This window comes from Nocardioides sp. NBC_00368 (genome assembly GCF_036090055.1).
Lineage (GTDB): Bacteria > Actinomycetota > Actinomycetes > Propionibacteriales > Nocardioidaceae > Nocardioides.
The window spans coordinates 3615740-3636398 of the sequence record NZ_CP107970.1; the positions used below are offsets into that span (position 1 = coordinate 3615740).

Genomic DNA, 20659 nt, shown 5'->3' on the forward strand with positions numbered 1-20659 from the left:
CGGCTCTAGATTTTCTCAGCTCTTGGCGTTCCGCGTGACGGCGGGAAGCCGCCACGGCGGAACCGGGGCTCGACGTCCGCGTGCAGAGCGCGCGGTGTCGGTCCCGTTCCTTGCAGCACGGTTGGCGCGGCCGTAGGCCGGACGTGGATCCCTTTGGGTGCCGGCGGCCATCTCCGAGAAGTAGACGATGCCGGCGAACTGCTCGGCCAGCGACGGTTCGTCGGTATCAGCGGCCGAGCTCTTCGCCTGCTCATCGAGGGAAGCGTGCAGGATCTGCTCGATCGCGGCAGCGTCATAGCTGCCGCGGAACTCCTCGCCGGGGTGAGCGGTGGTGCGGGTGACCTCGGTGTCCATGGGGCTGCTCCTCACGCGTAGGGACGCAACGCGGTTCGACGTCCCAGTTCGGCTTGTCGCTCAACATCCATTGACTCAATGGTTGCTGAGTCATCCCGTGCGCGTCAAGAGATCCGGCCCGAATATCGATCAAGTGACCGATTTCACACCGGATCACCGCTCCTCTTCGCGCCCGCCGACAGCAACGCCCACCACCAGCCGAGGAAGTGGCGCTTGACACACGGCGGCGTGATGGCGTTCACTTTCCACGATGCGTACATAAGTACGCAATGCGTACAACAGAGGAGTGGACGTGACACGGAGTCGAGTTCTGCCCCGAGCCCTGCTCGCAGCTATCACCGCGGTGACCTTCACCGCCGCGGCCATCGACGCTCATGGCAATCGCGACGGATCGGGCACCCGCAACAGCCTCACGATCCTGGTGCCTTCGGCTCCTGGCGGGACGTGGGACACCAACGCCCGCGAGCTCCAGCGAGCGATGAAGGAGAACGGGATCGTCGCCAACCCACAGGTCATCAACCTCCCCGGCGGTGCCGGGACGCTGGGGCTGAGCCAGCTTGTCCAGATGGACGGCAGGGAAGACATCATCATGATGACGGGCACCGTGATGCTCGGCGGCGTCGTGGTCAACGACTCGCCTGAGGCGGTCGCCGACACCACCCCCATCGCCCAGCTGGTGCAGGACTACCAAGCGGTGTTCGTCCCCGGCGACTCGCCCTTCCAGACCTTGGACGACCTGATCTCGGCATGGAAGAAGAACCCCGGCGGCACCGCCATCGGCGGTGGCGCCCTCGGCGGGACCGACTCCCTCATCGCGCACACCCTCGCCGAAGAGGTGGGCATCGATCCAGCATCGGTGAACTACATCCCCTACGCCGGCGGCGGCGAGGTGCTGCCTGCCTTGCTGTCCCACAGCGTCGACGCGGCGATCGGCGGGTACGCCGAGTTCGAGGACCAGGTGGAAGCCGGGAAGCTCAAGGCCCTGGCTCTCACGGCACCAAAGCATCAACCGGGCATCGACGTTCAGACCTTCACCGAGCAGGGCCTAGACCTCTACGTCCCCAACTGGCAAGGAGTCGTGGCAGCTCCCGGAATCTCCGACGAGGCGAAGGACGAGCTCGGCGACATCATCGCCGAGACCGTCGCCACCTCCGAGTGGGCCGAGGCGCGCGAGCGCAACCGGTGGACCGACTCCTACCGACCCGCAGACGACTTCGCCACCCTCCTCGACAGTGAGTCGCGCCGCGTTCGCGACGTCATCGTCGAGTCCGGCATCTCCGACTGACACAGATTAGGACGTGACCATGGCTACACCTGAAGCAAAGACTCCGCCACTCGACTCGACCGACATAACGGAGATCGCCGACTCCACTTCGAGTCCCGTCGGCTTCTTCGCCTTGTCTGCTCTCGCTGCGGTGGTGAGCACCTACCTCTTGGTGGGCGCGCTGACGATGCGGATCCCGGAGACCTCCACCCCACCAGGACCGCTCTTCTTTCCGACGATCGTGATCGGACTGGGCTACGCCGTCGCGCTGGCTCTTGGCTTCCAAGGCTGGCGACACCTGCGCTCTGCCGGAGACCCACCTGCTCAGTCAGCGGCCAAGCCGACCGCACGTCGCTGGAGTGGGCTGGCCTTGGCTGTCGGAACCTTCGCCGCCTTCGTCCTTGTTCTCGATCTGTTCGGCTGGTTGATCTCTGGAGCGCTTCTCTTCTGGGGTCTTGCCACCAGCTTGGGCAGTCGCAGGCCGGTCTTCGACCTCGCAGTGGCGCTGATCGTGTCCTCGACCGTTCAGCTCGTCTTCTCCGCAGGGCTGGGTCTCTATCTCCCCGTCGGCATCATGGGGTGGTTCTGATGCTCGAATCGGTCACCTCGCTGCTCGGCGGTTTCGAGACCGCTCTCTCCCCCATGAATCTCATGTGGGTCACCCTCGGCGCGCTGCTCGGTACCGCCGTCGGCGTCCTGCCTGGCCTCGGTTCATCGATGGCCGTGGCGCTCCTCCTCCCCCTCACCTTCACCCTCGACCCCACCGCTGCCTTCATCATGTTCGCGGGCATCTACTACGGCGGCATGTTCGGCGACTCAACCAGCGGGATCCTGACCAACACACCAGGCCAGTCGTCGGCGATCGCGACCTCGATCGAGGGTCACCGGATGGCGCTGAACGGCCGGGCCCCGCAGGCATTGGCCACGGCTGCGATCGGAGCCTTCCTCGGAGGGGTGGTGGCGACCACGATCGTCGCCTTCGGCGCGCCCCTCATGGCTGAGCTGGCATCCACGTTCGGCCCACCCGAGTACTTGGCACTTGCTCTCACCGCATTCGTCGCGATCGCCGCGGTCGTGTCCGACTCGATGCTCAAGGGGCTCGTCTCCCTGACCCTCGGGCTCTCCATCGCCCTGGTGGGCATGGACGTGATGTCCGGCGCGACGCGCTTCACCGCCGGGCATCCTCAACTTCTCGATGGTGTCGGTGTCGTCCTGGTGACGGTCGCCCTGCTCGCCCTCGGAGAGGTCTTCCACGTATGTCTGACCGGCGGGGACAAGGCCCGTGCGATTGCGACCGGAAAGGGACGCGCCTGGCTCACGCGCGCCGAGTTCAAGAAGGCGGTGCCGGCCTGGTTGCGAGGCACTGGCTTCGGTCTTCCGTTCGGTGTGATCCCGGTCGGCGGGGCGGAGGTGCCCACCTTCCTCGCCTACGGGTTGGAGAAGCGACTCGACAGCAAGCTGCCCGATCCGGAGTTCGGCAGCGGAGCCATCCGCGGTGTCGCGGCACCGGAGGCAGCCTCGAACGCGACGACAGGTACCGCCATGGGCGCACTCCTCACGCTAGGCCTGCCCGTGTCGGCGACGGCGGCCGTCATGCTCGCCGCCTTCCAGCAGTACGGCCTGCAACCCGGACCACTCCTCTTCGACCGAGCCCCGAACCTGGTGTGGACGCTGATCGCGAGCCTGTTCATCGGCCTGGCCGTACTGCTTCTCATCAACCTTCCCTTCGCGTCCCTGTGGGCCAAGCTGCTCCTGATTCCACGGCCCTACCTGTACGCAGGCATCTCGGTCTTCGCGGCATTCGGTGTCTACGCACTCGGTTCTTCGACGTGGGACGTGGGGACCATGGTCGTGATCGGCCTCGTCGCGCTGCTGATGCGTGAGACGGGAGTGCCGTTGGCCCCGTTCATCATCGGCGTCATCCTCGGCCCGCTCGCCGAGACGGAGCTGCGCCGCACCCTCGCTATCAGCGAGGGCTCGATCGTCGGCCTTTTCACGCCTGTGAGCGGCTCGATCTACGCGGTGCTGCTCCTCATCGTTGCCGGCGCCTGCTTCGCGGCTATGTCCGCACGCCGCAAGCGTCTCCTCACCATCACAGACAGGACTGACCGATGATCCAGCGCCAACCAGCCGCTCAGAACGAGACCAGTGAGCGCGGCTCGGAAACGTCCGCGAGGGGCGTCCGGTGGAGCACCCACACGCGCGGCGCCGTCACCATCGAGTGCGGCAGCCTGGGCCAGGGCCGCCCCATCGTGCTTCTCCCGTCTCTCGGCCGTGGCGCCGCCGACTTCGCCGAGATCGCGACGTACCTCGCGGCCGAAGGCTTTCGTGTCCTCACACCACAGCCCCGAGGCATCGGCCGAAGCGCCGGCCCGATGACTGAGGTGTCGATGAAGGATCTGGCGAACGACGTGGCGATCGTCATGGACGCTCTGCTGGACCAACCTGCCGTGGTCGTCGGACACGCGTTCGGGAGCCAACCGGCGCGCATGCTGGCGACCGAACGCCCGGACCTCGTCGCCGGCCTCGTTCTCGCTGCCGCTTCGGCCGGCAAGATGCCTCCAGGCGCGGTAGAGGCACCCTTCTCCAGGTTGCGGGCGGAGATCGATGGGTCCGGCAACCCGGCTCTGCCAGTCGAGACCCGGATCCGTTGCCTCGAAGCCGCCTTCTTCGCTCCGGGCCACGACCCGATGGTGTGGCTCGACGGCTGGTCCTGGCCGACGCACGAGGTGCAGGCCCAAGCTCGGGAGAACACGGCTGTCGACGACTACTTCGATGCCGGCGGCGTACCCATCCTCGATCTTCAGGCCGAGTTCGATGCCGTGGTGATTCCGAACCTCTTCAAACCACTGCTCGGAGAGCGCGTGAGCGTCGGTCTCATCCGCGACGCCGGGCACGCCCTGCTCCCCGAGCAGCCACGCGCTGTGAGCGAGGCGATCGCATCTTTCGCGGACACCGTCTTCACCAACGCCGACCGCTAGCCAGCAGTCAGGTAACCCAGCACCACCAGATAAGGAACACACCTTGCCCCGAGTTTCCTATGCCGAACCCACGGCCGACACCGCCGAGCAGATCGCGGCCCGCAGAGGAGGTGTGCTGACGCCGCTCGACCTGCTGCTGTCCCACAACGAGTCGCTGGCTCTGGGGTGGGATCGCCTGCTGGGTGGGGTTCGAAGCAACTTCACCATCGGCGGAGACGTACGAGAGCTCATCATCCTGCGCGTCGGCAGGCTCAACCGCGCTCCCTACGAGTGGGATTCACACCTGCCAGTAGCCGTCCGCGAGGGTCTGCCGCAGGACGTGATCGACTGCTTGGCCCAGGACGTCGCGATGACAGGTCACGAGGCCTTTGACGCTGTGATCGCCTACGTCGACGCCATGACGCTCGACGTCGAGGTTCCCGAGCATGTCGTCGACGCCCTACGCGGCCACCACACGGAGAGCGAGATCGTCGAGATCACGGCGACAACCGCGGTCTACAACATGGTCAGCCGCTTCCTCGTCGCGCTCGACGTGCGAACCGAGGACCGCGAAGCGGCGACGATGGAGGTCGGCCGTCATGCATGACCTCACCCCCACCACTCCCGGCCCGCACCGCGACTTCGCAGCTCCGGACATCGATCTGCCCGCGGGTGCATGCGACTCACATGTGCACATCTTCGGCCCGCACCGACAATTCCCCTACGCGGCGGGCCGTCCGTTCACGCCTGAGGACGCGCCGCTCGAGCTGCTCCAGGACATGCACGACACCATGGGCTTCGCACGAGCAGTGTTGGTGCAGACGGCTGCCCACGGACAGGACCACGCCGCGGTCCTCGATGCCCTGACGCGATATCCCGACCGCTACCGGGGTGTCGCGCTGCTCGGCGACGACGCCGATGCCCGTCAGGTCGAGACCCTGGACGCTGCCGGGTTCTGCGGAGTCCGCGTGCACTTCGCCCCTCACCTGGGCGCACCTCCCTCACCGGATGCGCTGGCACGCCTGTGCGACCTGATCAGCCCACACGGCTGGCACCTCGAGGTGCACACGATGGGCTCCGGCATCCTCGACTTCGCCGACTACTACCCCGAGCTGCCGTTGCGGATCGTGCTCGACCACATGGGCCGCTTTCCCATGCCTGTGGACCGCAGCCCTGCCGAGCACCGCACCATCCTCGACCTGCTGAACGAGGACGACGTCTGGATCAAGCTCAGCGGGGCCGACCGTGTGTCCGAGGAGCTTCCGTCCATGTCGGACGGGCTCGCGCTCGCACGCTCCTTCTTCGAGCACCGTCCCGACAGGTGCGTCTGGGGCAGTGACTTCCCGCACCCGAACACCCACGGCTTCATGCCCGTCGATAGCGACCTCGTCAACGGCATCGCGATCATCGCCCCGACCGAGCTGGAGCGGCAGCTGCTGCTCGTCGACAACCCCACTACTTGCTTCAACTTCAGGGTCGACAGTGCAACCACGAGCACCGACCAGAACTCGAGGAGGAACTGATGGAACGTCTGAAGGACAAGGTGGCTCTCGTCATCGGCGCGGGGAGCGCCGGCCCCGGATGGGGGAACGGCCGCGCAACCGCCGCGATCTTCGCGGCTGAAGGTGCCCAGGTCCACGGAGCCGACCTCGACGAGGCCGCACTCGCCTCCACGGTCGACACGATCCAGGAGGCCGGCCACTCCCTGACCGCCCACACCTGCGACGTCCGAGACACCGAATCGGTCGCGTCCCTGGTCTCAGAGGTGCACCGGGCCGCAGGACGCATCGACGTCCTCGTCAACGTCGTCGGAGGATCCCGTCATGGCGGCGCCGCCGAGCTCTCCGAGGCCGAGTGGCACAACCAGCTCGATCTCAACCTCACCAGTGTGTATCGCGCATGCCACGAAGCGATCCCCCACATGCTGGATCAGCAGAGCGGCTCGATCGTCAACATCGCCTCGACCTCAGGGCTCCGTTACACCGGATCTCCCCAGGTCGCATACGCCGCGTCGAAGGCAGCCATCATCCAGTTCTCGCGGGTGACAGCGGTGCAGTACGCACCCTTCGGCGTCCGCGTCAACACCGTCGTGCCAGGGCAGCTGCACACCCCGATGGTCGAGAGCAGGCTCGCTGGTCAACGCACGGGCGGTGACGTGGACACCCTCCTGTCCCAGAGGCTGGCCCGCATCCCGCTCGCCTTCATGGGCGACGGACGGGACACCGCGTACGCCGCGCTCTTCCTCGCCTCCGACGAGGCGAGGTTCGTCACGGGCACCGAGATCGTCGTCGACGGAGGCATGACGGCGCGCTGCGACTGAGCGGACCCGGGCCGCGAGGCGCAGGCCTCCGGCAGCCGGACACTGACGAAGACCTCCGGGTGAGAGTGGATATCCACCCTCACCCGGAGGTCTTCTTGGTGCACGGCCCCGGCGTGAATCCCGGATCTTCCCGGAGTCTCCGCCTAGCGGGCGTCCGCGTCTTCGAGGACGACGGGCGGCTCAACCAGGCCTCGGTTCTTCAGCCGCCGGCGCTTGACAGCCGCCGCGACCGGGCTCAGGACGAGCACCGCAGCCACGAGGAGCCAGGTCCCGATGGCGATCGGCGAGGCGAACACGACCTCCGACACATCGCCACCGCTGATCAGCATGGACTGCACGAAGTACTTCTCGACCAGCGGGCCGAGAACCAGGCCCACGAGCAACGAGGCGAGGCTGAAGTTGAGCTTCCGCAGGACGTACCCGACGACACCCATGGCAAGCATGATGCGGACGTCGATGAAGTTGTTGTTGATGCTGTACGCGCCGATCACCGCCAGCAGCATGATCGCCGGCACCAGGAAGTGGATGGGCGTCCGGAGGACGCGGACCCACATGCCGACCAACGGGAGGTTCAGCACCAGCAGCATGAAGTTGGCGACCAGAACCGCGGCCACGATCGACCAGAACAGGTCGGGCTGCTGGGTCATCAGCAGGGGGCCGGGCTCGATGCCCTGGACCGTCATGGCCGAGATCATCAGCGCAAGGGTCGCCGAGAAGGGCAGTCCCAGCATGAGCACCGGCACGATGCTGCCGATCGCTGCCGAGTTGTTGGCTGCTTCGGGCCCGGCGACACCCTCGACGGCGCCCTTTCCGAACTCCTCCGGCCTCCGCGATATGGACTTCTCCAGCTTGTAGGAGGCGAAGGTCGAGAGGGTGGCGGAAGGACCGGGGAGGATGCCGAAGAGGAAGCCGAGCAACGACCCTCGGAGCCACGGGGCGCTCGCCCTGCGCAACTCGCGGCGCGTCGGGAGCAACTCCTTCATGCGGACCCGGATCGGCGCCTTCGACTTGTCCTTGTCCTCGAGCATGTAGAGCATCTCGGAGATGCCGTAGATGCCCACAGCGACCGGGGCCAGGGCGATGCCGAGAGTCAGGTCGAGGTTCCCGAACGTGAATCGGTTGTAGCTCTGCGTCTGCTCGGCTCCGACGGTCGCCAGAGCCAGACCGAGGACCATGGGCAACAACCCCGACCCCAGGCTTCCTCCGGAGATCCGGGCGAGCAGGAGCAGTCCTCCGCCGGTGATCGCGAGGAACTCCGGTGCTCCGAACTCGAGAGCCACACCGGAGACCACCGGGATGGTGAGCAGCAAGATCACGACGCCGATACATCCGGCGATGAACGAGCCGAATGCCATGATCGTCAGTGCGGCTCCGCCACGACCTGCCTTCGTCATCTTGTGACCGTCGAACGTGGCGACCACCGCCGATGCATCACCGGGGATGTTGAGAAGCACGGAGGTGGTCGAACCGCCGTACTGCGCCCCGAGATAGACACCGGCGATCATGATCAGACCCACCGCGGGGTCGTAGGCGAATGTGAGCGGGAGGATGAGCGCGGCGCCGGCGACCGGCCCGAGCCCCGGAAGGACGCCGATCAGGGTGCCGGCCAACGCTCCGATCAGCGCAGCCAGCAGCAGTTCGGGGGTCAGCGCGAGACCCAGCCCGTGCATCAACCCTTCGAGGGGATTCATCAAAGTCTCCTTGTCCGGTCACAGACCCGGGGTTGGCAACGGCAGGGCAAGGACGTCCCCGAACAGGAAGGCCGTGGCGATCCCCATGGCCACGCCGTACGCGACGGCGCGGATCCATGAATAGGGGCCGAGAAGCTTCAGGCACGCAGTGGCGTACAACGAGGCCGAGATCACGAACCCGAGAAGCGGCAGGATCGCGATGAAGCCGACCAACGTCCCCATGAAGACGAGCGCCTGCCGGAGCTCGAACCCGCGCGGTAGATCCAAGCCACCGGCGTCCTGCTTGCTGAGGATGGCCTCGAGCACGACGACGACGGATGCGAGTGCCCAGAGGTATCCGACTCCCATCGGGAACATCCCGGGCCCCGGCGAGGCGAGATCTCCCTGCGGCATGTTGTAGGCGCTGACGAGGTAGCCGATGGCAACCGCCGCGCTCACCAGCCCGAGCGCCAACCGGCCGAGTCGTCGACCGTCCATATGGCGAACTGTCTGCATGACTGTTCCTCTCTCCACGACTGAGCTCATGAGCCGAACATCAGTCCTGGTGCTGATCGGCGAGCTCGAGGGCAGCCTCGAACTGCTTGCGCTGCTCGCGCAGGGCCTGAGTCAGGTCGTCCCCGACGACCGCCGCCGGCACGTTGCCCTGCTCCTCGGCCCAGGTGACCCATTCGTCGCTGGTCGCAACCTTCTCCGCCGACTTCACCAGCTGTTCGCGTACGTCGTCCGGAAGGCCCTTCGGCGCGACCGTCACGTAGCCCGCGGTGAACGGGATGTCGTAGCCGGCGTCCTCGAACGAGACTGCGTCCGGGAGCACGTCCCCGTACTCGTTGCCGGTGTAGGCCAGTGCACGGAGGTCACCGGACTCGACCAGGCCGAGCTGTCCGGACCCGGTGGCGAGGAAGGCCTCGATCTCACCGCCCATGACCGCGAGAGCTGACTCGCCCGAACCGCCGGCAGCCGGAACCTCGGTCAGGTCGACCCCGGCCTCGTCCTCGAGCTTGAAGTAGGTGAACCCGGTGCCTCCCAAGCGGTTGGCCGTACCGATCCGCACCTTGCCCGGCCTCTTCCGCGCGTCAGCGATCAGATCGTCCAGTGTCTTGTAGGGCGAGTCGGCCGCGACGAAGAGCACGTAGGGCGTGTTGATCATCTGCGCGATGGGCGTCACGTCCTCGACGCCGTCGTACTGGAGCGAGCCGTTGATGAGCGGCTGCGCAACGAGACCTGCAGCCGATGCCAACCCCAAGGTGTGCCCGTCCGGCTTCGCCGTGACGACCTCGGTGATGCCGATCGCCTCGTCCCCGCCAGGCTTGTTGAAGACCGTCGAGCTCGTCCCGAGGTCCTCCGCCACCATTCGGGAGAACTCACGTGCCACCGGATCCGAGCTGCCGCCGGGCTTGTACGGAACGACGTACTCGATGGGCTTGGACGGGAACTTCTCGGACGACTCCGAGGAGAGGCCCAGAGCACTACAGCTGGCCGTCACCAGGCACGTTCCGGCGACCGCTGCCGCTGTGACAGCGCGGCCCACGACGGGATTCGCTTTCGCAAGTTTCATTCTGATGATCCTCTCCGTAACTCGTCGGCCACACACTTGTGGCCCCGGTCACGTTGAGAGTACATATTCTATAGAGTGTTGTCTAGGTTCTACAGAGCAAAGCCAGAAAGGCGATGATCGAGATGACTGTGATCGCGGGATACATCCCCACACCGGAGGGCGAAGCCGCTCTCGAGGAGGCCACCAGAGAGGCCGAACGCCGAGGCGTGGAGCTGGTGGTGCTCAACAGCGCGAGGCGCGAGGCATACGTCGACGACCGATATGCACAAGACAGCCAGTGGCAGGCCATCGAGGAGAGACTGGGACAGAGCGGAATCAGGTTCCGGCTCTTGAGGCCCGAGTCGACGAACGACACCGCCACCGACCTTATCGAGGCCGCGCAGCAGTACCGTGCCGACCTGCTGGTCATCGGTCTGCGACGGAGGTCGGCCGTCGGAAAGCTCATCCTGGGGAGCACGGCTCAGCGAGTGCTCCTGCAGGCGCCGTGCCCGGTACTCGCGGTCAAGCCGTGACTACCGAGCACTGAGGCGCTGCGATCGATGCTGGGGGCGGCACCGGACACCGGTTCCGCCCCCAGCTTCGGGTTACAAAGAGACGCTCGCCGCCGCTTCCGATGAGGCAACCTCGTCCGCACCGCCGCCGACCGCTCGAACGAGGGCGTCGACCGCGATCACTCCGAGACCGTCCCTGCGGACCATGACCGGATTGGCCTCGGCCTCAGCGACCTCCGGGCTGCTGACGGCCAGCTGCGACATCGCGACCACCGCCTGCGCCAGCGCGTCCAAGTCACCCTTCGGGGAGTTCCGGTAACCCGCGGCCAGGGCGAGCCCCTTGACCTCGGCGATCATCTCGCGCGCGGTCTCCGCAGTGACCGGGGCGAGCCGGACAGACGTGTCAGCGAAGACCTCTGCAAGCACACCACCGGTCGAGAGCACGACGATCGGACCCACGTCCGGTGCGACGCGGTAGCCGATGAGCACATCGGCCACTGCCTCTCCGACCATCGGCTGAACCAGAACCCGATCGACCTCGACATGAGGGATCGCCGACTGAACGCTCGACTTGATGCGGCGTACGGCGTCTTCGAGCCCGGCGTCGTCCTCGACACCGACGACGACCCCGCCGACATCGCTCTTGTGCGCGACGTCGGCACTGAGCACCTTCACCACGACCGGATACTCGAACGGCAGGGGCAGCCCGCTGCCGATGTCCGCGACGTCGAGCGCGACGGATGGCGCCATCGGCACGTCGATGTCTGCGAGGAGAACCGCGGATGCCTGCTCATCGAGCACCGTCGCCGTCGAGAAGTCCTGGACCGGCCGGGCGGGTCCGATGGTCGCAGCCCGCCTCGTGAAGGCACTGGCGATCACGTCGGCGCAGCTCTCCGGAGTGCGGAACGCCGGCACGCCGGAGCTCTGCAGAAGCGCAGCCGCCTCCGGGGCCTCAGGAACTGCGAAGGCCACGAGCGGCACATCGTGGCCGCCACGCTCTGCGATCGCCTCCACGGCGAGCTCCGGGTTGAGCCGCGCGGACGATCCGATGACGAAGACGAGCAGGTCGAACTCACCGCTCTCCTGCATGAGACGAACCGCTGCGGAGACGATGTCGTGGCGCGCGCCGGCCAAGCCGAGGTCCGCGATCAAGCTGTGCGGGATGTCGACCCCTGCGGCCGCCAGGTCGCCCAGCAGGCCCGCGCTGGGACCGACGATCTTCATGCCACGGGTCGCCAGCTGGTCCACGAGGATCGCCGCTCCACCGCCGGTGGTGGTGATGACACCGATCCGCGGCGCACCCTCGTCCCCTCTGACCGGGACCTGGCGCAGGAGTGCCGGCGCTTCGACCAACGACTCGAAGTGGCCGACGCGCGCGAAACCGCACCCCCGCAGGAATGCCTCGGCCTCGGCGTCGGATCCGGTGAGCGCACCCGTATGCGAGACCGCCAGCTCGGCAGCCTCCTCCGAACGGCCCAGCTTGTAGACAGCGACCGGCTTCCCCGCTCGCCCTGCGGCACGAGCAAAGGAAGCCAGCTTGTCGGCATGGCGAAGCGACTCGAGGAAGAGCGCGTACGACTCGATCCCGTCATCAGCGAGGGTCGCCTCGCACAGCTCGCCGACCGACAGGTCCGCCTCCCCTCCCACCGAGACCAGTCCGGCGAAGCCGACGCCCCTGCCGCGCGCTCGACTGACCAGCGCACCGATGACGCTTCCCGACTGCGACGCGACGAAGATCCCGCCCTTCGGGGTGTCCGGCTCACCGAACGCGGCGTTCCCGGTCAGCATGACTCCGTTGCGCGGATTCACAACGCCGAGACTGCTCGGGCCGATCAGACGCACTCGGCCCGCGGCAGCCTCACAGAGACGATCTTCGCGATCGCGACCTTCCGGACCGTCCTCGGCGAACCCGGACGCGAGAATCGTCGCCACCGGTACTCCGATCTCCGCACACTCACGGACGGCCTCGATGGCTGCCTCGGCTCCGGTCATGACGTACGCATGGTCGGGAACCTGGGGCAGCGACCTGAGGCTCGGCCACGCCTTGACACCTTGCACGGTCTCTCGACGAGGGTTGATGAAGTAAACACCCCCTTCGAAACCCGCTTGCGCCAAGAACTGTTGAGGCCTGGCGGTGGTCTTCGTCGGGTCGTCGGAAGCTCCGACGATGGCCACGACACTCGGAGCCAGGACCGCGGTGGCGAGCGCGTCGCCAGTCAATGCACTCATGGATGCAACCTTCCTCGAGATTGGGAGGCGCTCCGATGAGCGCCTCTGCCGATTCGGTCGGCGGCGGCACCGCCGGTCGATATTCTACATTCTATAGAGTAACACTTCAGGGGCCCTCGCTATGAGGCTTCTCAGGGCTGCTCCGCACCGCTGCCAGTGCAGTGCATCCGGCGAGCAGGCCCGAGTTCGCCCAGAAGACCCCGCCCGCTCCCTGGGTGGCGACCGTGGCGCTCATCGCGAGCGGCACGACAATCTGGGCGAGCCTGTTCGCCCCCAGACGCAAACCGAGGACAAGCCCGTGCCGATGCGGCTCGGTGAGTGCGACCGCCCATGCCATCGTGAGCGGTTGCGGGATGCCTAGGCCGACTCCGAGCAGGATCATCACCACGACGGCACCAGGCACACCGACCAGCGGCAGCAGGCCCATGGCGATCGCGGCCAGGGCCGTGGACACGACGATCACCCGGGCGCGTCCGAACCGGCCGACGAGTCGGCTCAGCCCGACCCTGCTGAGGAGCGAGACGGCCGCGCGGAGCGCCAAGAGCATTCCGACGGTCCCTGCCGCCACGCCTCCGTCGAGCGCCCAGATCGGCAGGAACGTGTAGAGCATGTCCATCGACACCAGGACGATCCCGCTGATCACCATGGCCCGCCAGATCCCGCCCGAGAGCAGTCCCCCGCGTCCCGTGGACGCTTCGCTTCTCTCCCCCGGACTCGACGACAGCGACCGCTCCGCGCGGGCAAGAGGCACGGAAAGGGGCAGCGCGAGAGCGCTCATGACCAGACAGGCCGTCAGACCGATCCCCGTATCAGGGCCTGACGCCGTGCTCGAGAACCCGGCCAGGAAGGTGACCAGCGGAGGTCCGACCATCTGTCCGGCCGAGGCTGAAGCAGACAGGAAGCCGTACGCGCCGTCGCGGTCATCATGGGAGACATGGGCCACGAGCGTCTGCTGCCCGACCATGGCGATCATATTGCCCAGACCGACGATGGCGCTTCCTGCCAGCAGCGTTCCCAGGCCGGGGAGGAGCAGCACCAGGCCGACCCCGGCGACGGCCAGGATCGAACCCACCGCCGCCGCCGCGGCGCCACCCCAACGGTCCGCGAACCGCCCGCTGGGAAGAGCGGCCAACAGCGCCGGCGCGGCGAACGTCGCGGTGAGGACCGCCAGGAACGAGGCATCCGCACCTTCGGCGATGGCGCGGTAGCCGATCATCAGCTTGACGCTCACCCAGGCGGCCTGGGCAAGGATCGACTGCGACGCCAACGAAGTACGCCACCGGGGGCCGCCTCGAGATGTCACCCGGCGTTGCCGGCCTTGCCCACGTCGAGCAACCCGAGGTCTCCGCGGCGGAAGCCGGGACCGGTGATGCGGGCCAGCTCGTCCAGCTCACGCTCGAGGGCTTGTCGGTCCTGACGCCGGGCCCAGAAGCCGATGCCACCGCGACGGGTCGGGAAGCCGTAACCCAGGACGAGCATCAGATCCACATCGGCCGCCCGCTCGCTGATGCCCTCCTCGAGGAGCAAGCTCGCTTCGTTGGCCATCGTCAGCAAAGCCCGCCGGCTGATCTCCCGCGCGGAGAAGGTGCGTCTTGCGACACCCTTCCGCCGCGCGATCGTCTCGACGAGCTCCGCCACCGCCGGATCGACGACCGGAGATCGGGAGCCGTCGTCATACCGGTACCAACCCAGGCCGGTCTTCTGCCCGAGCCGGCCTTGATCGCACAGGACCTCGGCCGCTTCCGGGTAGCGGGCCGCCGGATCACGGTCTGAAGCGGTGGCCCGCCGCATTCGACATGCGATGTCGAGGCCCGACATGTCCCAGACCGCGAACGGCCCCATCGCGAAGCCGAAGTCCTCCATCGCGGCGTCGATCTGCTGGGGCAGAGCGCCCTCCTCGAGCATCAGCTCGCACTGCCACCTGTAGGCGTTGTAGATGCGGTTGCCGATGAATCCCGGACCGGGCCTCGACCTGATGGCCTGCTTTCCGAGCAGACGCGCAGCGACAAGAGCAGCGTCGGTCGACGTCGGCGACGTGCGCTCGGTGCCGATCACCTCGAGCACACGGGTTCGGTGGGCCGGGCTGAAGAAGTGCATCCCGACCAGGCGCTCCGGCGACCGCAAGGAGTCGGCGAGCTGCTCGATGTCGAGATACGAGGTGTTCGTCGCGAGCGGCGCATCCGTCGCGAGCCCTTCGAGCGCGGCCAGGACCTTCGACTTGACCTCGATCTCCTCGAAGACGGCTTCGATGTAGAGATCATGCCCTGCAAGCCCGTCGAACGTATCAGCGACATCGACCCGCATCGCGCGTTCGGCGGCTTCCGAGGCGTCCAAGGTTCCCCGCTGCACCAGCGACTCCTGCGCCGCCGCGAGCTGTCGTTGTGCTGCCCGAGCCGCCTCACCGTTCTCGTCGTAGAGAGTGACGCGGAGGCCAGCCTCCTGGAATGCCCTGGCGATCCCACGTCCCATCGTGCCGGCGCCGACGACCGCGACCGAGCGCAGATCGATCGGGGCGCTCGGTCGGTTGGCCCGCTTCGCCGCCATGGTGGCGAAGAACCCATGACGCAGCGCAGCCGAGTCCGTGCTCGTTCTGAGCCGGGTGAACTCGCGCCGCTCGTGATCGAGTGCTCGTCCAGGCGGCAGTGCCAGGCCGGCGAGCACGGCACCCACGGCGGCGACGACCTCGGGGGTGCCCTGAGCGTGCGTGATGGCGGCCTGCGCGGCGGCTTCGATCTCGCCAGGCTCGTCGAGGATCGGCGGTTCGTCCATCAGATTCCGCTTCTCGCGGCACGTGCGCGCCCGCGCGAGCGCTGCTTCCGTCGGGTCTCCGTCGACGACCTCGTCCATCAGTGCTCGCCCGAGAGGCTCGGTGACGGCGACCCTCCGCCCGGATGTCACCAGGTCGATCGTCTTCGTCGGTCCCACCAGGCGCAGTGTCCGCTGCGTACCACCGGCACCGGGGATCATGCCGAGGGTGACCTCGGGGAAGCCGACGATGCTGGACGCCGCCGCGACGCGGCCGTCGCACCCCAGCGCCAGCTCCAGGCCGCCGCCCAGGGTCGCCCCGGAGACCGCGGCCACGACCGGCTTGGGGCACGCCTCGATGGCGGTGATGACCTCAGGGAGCTGAGGTTCCGGCAGGGACGGCGCGGAGAACTCGCCGAGGTCGGATCCGGCGATCAGGTTGGGCCCCTCGCCCGCGATCACGATGCCCACGACGGCGTCATCGGCAGCGGCCCTGCGAACGCCGTCGAGAAGGCCGGCCCGAACCGCCTGTGTGCTCGCGTTGACAGGTGGGTTGTCAATGGCGAGGAGAGCCACCCCGTCACGCACCTCGTATGCCACCGGATCGCGCCTCTCCTCCCGAGGGCCCCTCGGGGCCGGCGCGGCACTCATGCGCGCTGGCTGAACCGGCGGCCGAAGACCTCTTCGGCGATCCGGTTCTTGAGGATCTCGGTGGAACCGCCGGCGATCATCCACCCGCGGGTGCGCTTGAAGCAGTACTCCACCAGGGACTCGGTGCTGAATCCCATGGCGCCCATGACCTGCACCGCTTCGTTCGCTGCCCGGAACCCGGCCTCGTTCGCAGCCAGCTTCGCCACAGCGGTGTCATAGGCGGACGGCAGACCGTTCACCGCCCCCTCGATCGCACGGTTGAGCAGGAGCTCGGCCGCATCGAGGGCGACCGCGACCTCGGCCATCTTCCACTGGATCCCCTGGAACTCGTTGAGAGTGCGGCCGAACTGGCGTCGCTGCGACACGTGGTCCCGGGCGAGGTTGAAGGCGAGCCTTCCCACCGCCAGGCTGCGGGAGGTGTTGCCGATGCGCTCGACGTTGAAGCCGCTCATCTGCTTCTTGAAGCCCCCGGGGCCTAGGAGCACGTTCTCCTTCGGGACTCTGCAGCTGTCGAAGTACAGCTGCGCCCACTGCTCTCCGCTCATGTACTCCTTCGGGCTTCCCACCTCGAAACCCTCGGTGTCCCGCTCGACCAGGATCGATCCGATGTTGCCCAGGCCCTCTCCGAACCGCACGTAGATGAGGTACAGAGTCGCGTCGACACTGTGGGTAGACCAGATCTTCGTCCCGTTGATCACGTAGTGGTCGCCGTCCTCGACGGCAGTGGTGGTGAGTTCTGTGACAGCCGATCCTGCCTCCGGCTCGCTCATGCCCAGGGCGATCAGAGCCTCGCCGGCGAGGAGCCCGCCGAGAAACCTCTCCCGCTGCTCCGGTGTGGAGAACTCGGCGAAGGTACGAATGGCCCCGAAGTTTCCTGCCTGAACGATGTCGGCACTCTTCGGGCAGACCAGGGCCACTTCCTGGATCGCGGCCACCGCCTCCCGGAGCCCAGCACCCTGACCGCCGTACTCCTCGGGAATGGTCAGGCCGAGCAGGCCCTGGGACGCGAGGAGCTTGGCCACGTCCCACGAGTAGGAGGCGTCGTGGGCACGCTCGAGGGCTCCCTCGGCCAGGTGCTTCTCGCTGAACGCTCGAACGATGGACCGGAAGTCCTCGAGATCGGTCATGGACGTTGTCACAGTTCTTCCTTTACGTGCTGGCGCCGGTCGACGGCGGGCTGGATGAACCGCCCCGGAGGGCGGGCGGTCACTGAGCGGCGGAGCCGTTGCGGACCCGGGCGTCGACCTCGTCGAGGAAGTCGAGGTTCTCGAAGTTCCAAGCGGAGTCGATCAGCAGGTTCGCGCCGGACTCACCGATGACGGGTTCGACCAGTCGCCGGACCTTCGTCTCGAGATCGTCGTTGCTCATCGGGTTGACGCTCTCGCCGTACGGGAACTCGACGCGGTGGCTGACGACGTCGCCGTTGGACAGGGTGATCGCCACCTCGGCGGGGCGACCGTTGTTCGGGTACGCCGCGGTGGCCGCCGCATCGTCTACCACCGAGATCCGCGACATCAGGGCGCCGACCTCCTCCGACGCTCGGGCTTCGGGCACGAAGTCGGCAAGCGTGACCGCACCACGACGCAACGCCACGGCCAGGGCGTACGGCATGCTGAGCTGCGCGCCAATCACGGTGCTGACGTCGGTCCCGTCGTGGCCCGCCGCGATCGCGAAGGTGCCGACGTCGACCTGCTGCACGTCGTGCCAGTCGATGTCGTGGCGGTCACGTAGCTCCAAGACGGCATCGATGGCGCCGTGCAGATGACGACAACACGGATACGGCTTGATGTAGGTGTCGAGGACGAGCCACTTGTCGCCGAGCCCGGACAAGAGCCTGTCTGCCGACCAGTCGACACCCTCCTGGCCCGCATACGTGGCGAAGTAGCCGTCGCGGCCCTCGAGGACGGTCGTCGGGCCGGTCAGACCTGCCTCGGCGAGGTCCGCGCTGGCGATGCCGTCCCGAGCGGCCTTACCCGGATGGAACCTCTTGACCTCGGCCGACGTCCCCAGGAACTCGAAGATCCCGCTGCTGTGAGAACCAGCGATGCCGAGCGCGTTCGCCATGGCCTCGGCGTCCAACTCCAGCAGCACCCCGACGGCGGCAGCGGCTCCGAACACACCGGCAACAGGCGTGTTGTGGAAGTGGTTGCGTCGCGTGGCGGGGTGTCCCGCCGCAGCGACGCGGCAGCCGATCTCCATGCCGATCGCGGCGGCCCGGATGATGTCGTCAGCCGTGCTACCCCGCTCCTGGCCGACGGCGAAGACCGCCGGAAGGATCACAGAGGTGGGGTGGAAGCTTCCCGGGGTGTAGCCGTCATCGGTCTCGATGCCGTGTCCGTTGGTCCCGTTGATCACGGCTGCACCCAGAACGGTCGTCTTCCCGTGTCCCACGGCAGTCGCGGAGCCAGGCCCGTACATGCGCTGCACATGCTTCGCCACGGCCGCCGACACCTCACCGACTGAACTTGCGACAACCCCACCGAGGTGGTCCAGAACCATCCGCCGGAGGTGGCTCTCCACCTGGGACGGCAGCGCTGCTCCCCCTTGAGAAACCGCCCAGGCCGCGATCGTCCGTGTCAGGTCCATTCGTCCACTCACCGCATCTCCTTCGAATCGAATCAGCCCCACCAGATTACATATTCTATAGAGTGTTGTCCATGGACACTTTTGTATCGACTCACGGGTAACATGAAGCCGACCACGGACCACTCGGGAAAGGAGTCAGGCCAGATGCCCGCTCAGAACGACAGCTCACCTCCGCAGAGCCGCACCGCATATGTCGCCGCTCGAATCCGGGAGGACGTCGCCAATGGCGTCATCTCCCCCGGCGAGCTGATCAAGCAGACGGTGCTCGCCAAGAGGTACGGCGTGAGCCCCACACCCGTACGGGAAGCGATGCGGAGCCTCGAGGCCGACGGCGTCCTCACCTACGCTCCGCACCGAGGCGCTTCGGTGCAGGAGATGACTCCAGACACGGCGAACGACCTCTACCGCCTGCGTGCTGCTGCGGAGAGCGCGGCCGCTCAGATGGCGGTCGAGCGGATGACGCCCGAGGGCGTCAAGAAGGTGCAGGCCGCATACGACACACTCACCGACGCGCTGGACGCAGCAGAGGCGAATCCGGCCGAGCTTTCGGTCCTGAACCGCGAGTTCCACTTCGCGATCTACGAGCAGGCCTCACCGCTGGTCGTCCAGTTCCTGGAGCTTCTCTGGCGACGATTCACGCCCCAGGCGACGCTCTTCATGGACGACGCGATCGCCCACGAACTGCACCAGGAGCACCGCAAGATCCTTGATGCCGTGGTCGACGGAGACAGCGTGGCGGCAGGCGAGCTGACCGCGGCGCACATCCTGGGCGCTGCGGACCGCCGCCAGAAGGACCCCGAGCGACGCGCGAAGGGCACCGACGTACGCGAGGACTTCGACGGCAGGGGCCTATCAGGGTGAAGGAAATCCAGGGGTCAGACGCTCGGCCTCGACAAGATGCCCTGCTGAACCACTGACGCGACCAACGCACCGGTCGAGGCGTAGATCTTCCCACGGGCCAGCCCGAGCCCCGACGAGCCGAACTCGCTCTCCTGGACATAGAGACACCACTCCCCTGCAGGCACACTGGCGTGGAACCACATGGCGTGGTCGACGCTGGCCACGGGGATGTGATCGTGGCGCCTGAGCTCACCTCGCGCGTGCAGGATCGTCGGAAGCAGCGAGCGATCCGAGGCGAACGCGAGCACGACGTTGTCCTCGGTAGCCGTCCGAGCGCCCGCTTCGGACCGAAACCAGAAGCAGCGTCGGTCGGCGGCGGAGCCAGGTTCGACGTAGCGGATGTCGAGAGGTCGCGAACTACGCGCCCACTCGGCATCGGGCACCCAGTTGAAGCCGTCAGGGGCCGCACCCGGCACACCTCGCCGCACATGGAGCGGCGGGAGCTCCTCGGGGCCCGGAACGGCCGGCATCGGCTCGTGCGTCGGCTCCTCGGCCCCTACGCGCATGAACGCGGCGCGAACAGAGGCGAGGACCCTCGTACCCTGGACCACGTCCACCGCGCGGGCAGAGATCGAGCGTCCGTCCCGCATCCGGCCGACCCCATACCGCAGGTCCGCGGACGGATCCCCCGGACGCAGGAAGTAGGCATGCAGGGACAACACGGGCCGGTCGCCGGGAACAGTACGTGCGGCCGAGGCCAGCGCCTGAGCGAGAATGTGCCCGCCGTAGACACGGGAGTGATACCCGACCGGGGCATCGCCGACGAATTCGTCGTCGGCGAGCTCTCGCACCTGCAGACGTTCGACGAGCGACCTCGTCGAGAACGGCCGCTCATCAGCTTGGGCCATGGCCACGACTCTTCCTTCCGATCGCGTACGCATGCCGTACCGACGTACGTATGTCGGCAAGCGTG

19 protein-coding genes are annotated in these 20659 nt (G+C 67.2%); 9 read left to right on the plus strand and 10 right to left on the minus strand.

Annotation, left to right across the window (positions count from 1 at the left end; translation table 11 throughout):
- Positions 1–15 precede the first annotated feature (15 nt).
- Positions 16–354, minus strand: a complete 339-nt coding sequence (locus OG984_RS17205; protein ID WP_328527507.1) for a hypothetical protein — start codon at positions 352–354, stop codon at positions 16–18.
- 292 nt (positions 355–646) lie between these two features.
- On the opposite strand from OG984_RS17205, the gene OG984_RS17210 reads away from it, so the two are divergent.
- From OG984_RS17210 to OG984_RS17240, 7 genes are read left to right on the plus strand one after another with little or no spacing between them, the layout of a single operon-like run.
- Positions 647–1639, plus strand: a complete 993-nt coding sequence (locus OG984_RS17210) for a Bug family tripartite tricarboxylate transporter substrate binding protein (protein ID WP_328527508.1) — start codon at positions 647–649, stop codon at positions 1637–1639.
- A gap of 19 nt (positions 1640–1658) precedes the next feature.
- Positions 1659–2207: a tripartite tricarboxylate transporter TctB family protein gene (locus OG984_RS17215; RefSeq protein ID WP_328527509.1), complete on the plus strand. Its 549-nt coding sequence runs from the start codon at positions 1659–1661 to the stop codon at positions 2205–2207.
- A complete protein-coding gene (locus tag OG984_RS17220; protein WP_328527510.1) occupies positions 2207–3733 on the plus strand; it encodes a tripartite tricarboxylate transporter permease in 1527 nt (508 codons plus the stop codon). The genes OG984_RS17215 and OG984_RS17220 overlap by 1 nt, the downstream gene beginning before the upstream one ends.
- Complete coding sequence (locus OG984_RS17225) at positions 3730–4599, plus strand: alpha/beta fold hydrolase (protein WP_328527511.1); 870 nt, start codon at positions 3730–3732, stop codon at positions 4597–4599. The genes OG984_RS17220 and OG984_RS17225 overlap by 4 nt, the downstream gene beginning before the upstream one ends.
- 43 nt (positions 4600–4642) lie before the next feature.
- Positions 4643–5185, plus strand: a complete 543-nt coding sequence (locus tag OG984_RS17230) for a carboxymuconolactone decarboxylase family protein (RefSeq protein WP_328527512.1) — start codon at positions 4643–4645, stop codon at positions 5183–5185.
- Positions 5178–6101 carry an amidohydrolase family protein gene (locus tag OG984_RS17235; RefSeq protein WP_328527513.1) on the plus strand — a complete coding sequence of 308 codons (924 nt, stop codon included), beginning with the start codon at positions 5178–5180 and terminating at the stop codon, positions 6099–6101. Before OG984_RS17230 ends, OG984_RS17235 begins: the two co-directional genes overlap by 8 nt.
- Positions 6101–6898 (plus strand): SDR family NAD(P)-dependent oxidoreductase, encoded by a 798-nt coding sequence (locus OG984_RS17240; RefSeq protein ID WP_328527514.1) that lies wholly within the window; start codon positions 6101–6103, stop codon positions 6896–6898. Before OG984_RS17235 ends, OG984_RS17240 begins: the two co-directional genes overlap by 1 nt.
- Before the next feature lie 143 nt (positions 6899–7041).
- Here OG984_RS17240 and OG984_RS17245 read toward each other — a convergent pair whose 3' ends face one another.
- From OG984_RS17245 to OG984_RS17255, 3 genes are read right to left on the minus strand one after another with little or no spacing between them, the layout of a single operon-like run.
- Positions 7042–8589, minus strand: coding sequence for a tripartite tricarboxylate transporter permease (locus OG984_RS17245; protein ID WP_328527515.1), 1548 nt, complete (start codon positions 8587–8589; stop codon positions 7042–7044).
- Positions 8590–8607: 18 nt separating this feature from the next.
- The gene (locus OG984_RS17250) at positions 8608–9066 is read right to left on the minus strand and encodes a tripartite tricarboxylate transporter TctB family protein (protein WP_328527516.1); all 459 of its coding nucleotides are present in this window, start codon (positions 9064–9066) and stop codon (positions 8608–8610) included.
- A gap of 58 nt (positions 9067–9124) precedes the next feature.
- Positions 9125–10144: a Bug family tripartite tricarboxylate transporter substrate binding protein gene (locus OG984_RS17255; RefSeq protein ID WP_328527517.1), complete on the minus strand. Its 1020-nt coding sequence runs from the start codon at positions 10142–10144 to the stop codon at positions 9125–9127.
- A 113-nt stretch (positions 10145–10257) separates the two neighbouring features.
- On the opposite strand from OG984_RS17255, the gene OG984_RS17260 reads away from it, so the two are divergent.
- On the plus strand, positions 10258–10656 hold the full coding sequence (locus tag OG984_RS17260; RefSeq protein ID WP_328527518.1) for a universal stress protein: 399 nt from the start codon (positions 10258–10260) through the stop codon (positions 10654–10656).
- Positions 10657–10728: 72 nt separating this feature from the next.
- Here the strand turns inward: OG984_RS17260 and OG984_RS17265 are convergent, their stop codons facing one another.
- From OG984_RS17265 to OG984_RS17285, 5 genes are all read right to left on the minus strand, one after another.
- Complete coding sequence (locus OG984_RS17265) at positions 10729–12864, minus strand: acetate--CoA ligase family protein (RefSeq protein ID WP_328527519.1); 2136 nt, start codon at positions 12862–12864, stop codon at positions 10729–10731.
- Positions 12865–12970: 106 nt separating this feature from the next.
- Complete coding sequence (locus tag OG984_RS17270) at positions 12971–14131, minus strand: MFS transporter (RefSeq protein WP_328527520.1); 1161 nt, start codon at positions 14129–14131, stop codon at positions 12971–12973.
- A 32-nt stretch (positions 14132–14163) separates the two neighbouring features.
- Positions 14164–16209, minus strand: a complete 2046-nt coding sequence (locus tag OG984_RS17275) for a 3-hydroxyacyl-CoA dehydrogenase NAD-binding domain-containing protein (RefSeq protein WP_328527521.1) — start codon at positions 16207–16209, stop codon at positions 14164–14166.
- Positions 16210–16256: 47 nt separating this feature from the next.
- On the minus strand, positions 16257–17399 hold the full coding sequence (locus OG984_RS17280; protein WP_328527522.1) for an acyl-CoA dehydrogenase family protein: 1143 nt from the start codon (positions 17397–17399) through the stop codon (positions 16257–16259).
- A 67-nt stretch (positions 17400–17466) separates the two neighbouring features.
- The gene (locus OG984_RS17285; protein ID WP_328532370.1) at positions 17467–18846 is read right to left on the minus strand and encodes an MmgE/PrpD family protein; all 1380 of its coding nucleotides are present in this window, start codon (positions 18844–18846) and stop codon (positions 17467–17469) included.
- A gap of 144 nt (positions 18847–18990) precedes the next feature.
- Between OG984_RS17285 and OG984_RS17290 the strand changes: the two genes are divergently transcribed.
- Positions 18991–19707 carry a GntR family transcriptional regulator gene (locus OG984_RS17290; protein WP_328527523.1) on the plus strand — a complete coding sequence of 239 codons (717 nt, stop codon included), beginning with the start codon at positions 18991–18993 and terminating at the stop codon, positions 19705–19707.
- Between the two features lie 14 nt (positions 19708–19721).
- On the opposite strand, the gene OG984_RS17295 is transcribed toward OG984_RS17290, so the two are convergent.
- The gene (locus OG984_RS17295) at positions 19722–20594 is read right to left on the minus strand and encodes an acyl-CoA thioesterase (RefSeq protein ID WP_328527524.1); all 873 of its coding nucleotides are present in this window, start codon (positions 20592–20594) and stop codon (positions 19722–19724) included.
- Positions 20595–20659 lie beyond the last annotated feature (65 nt).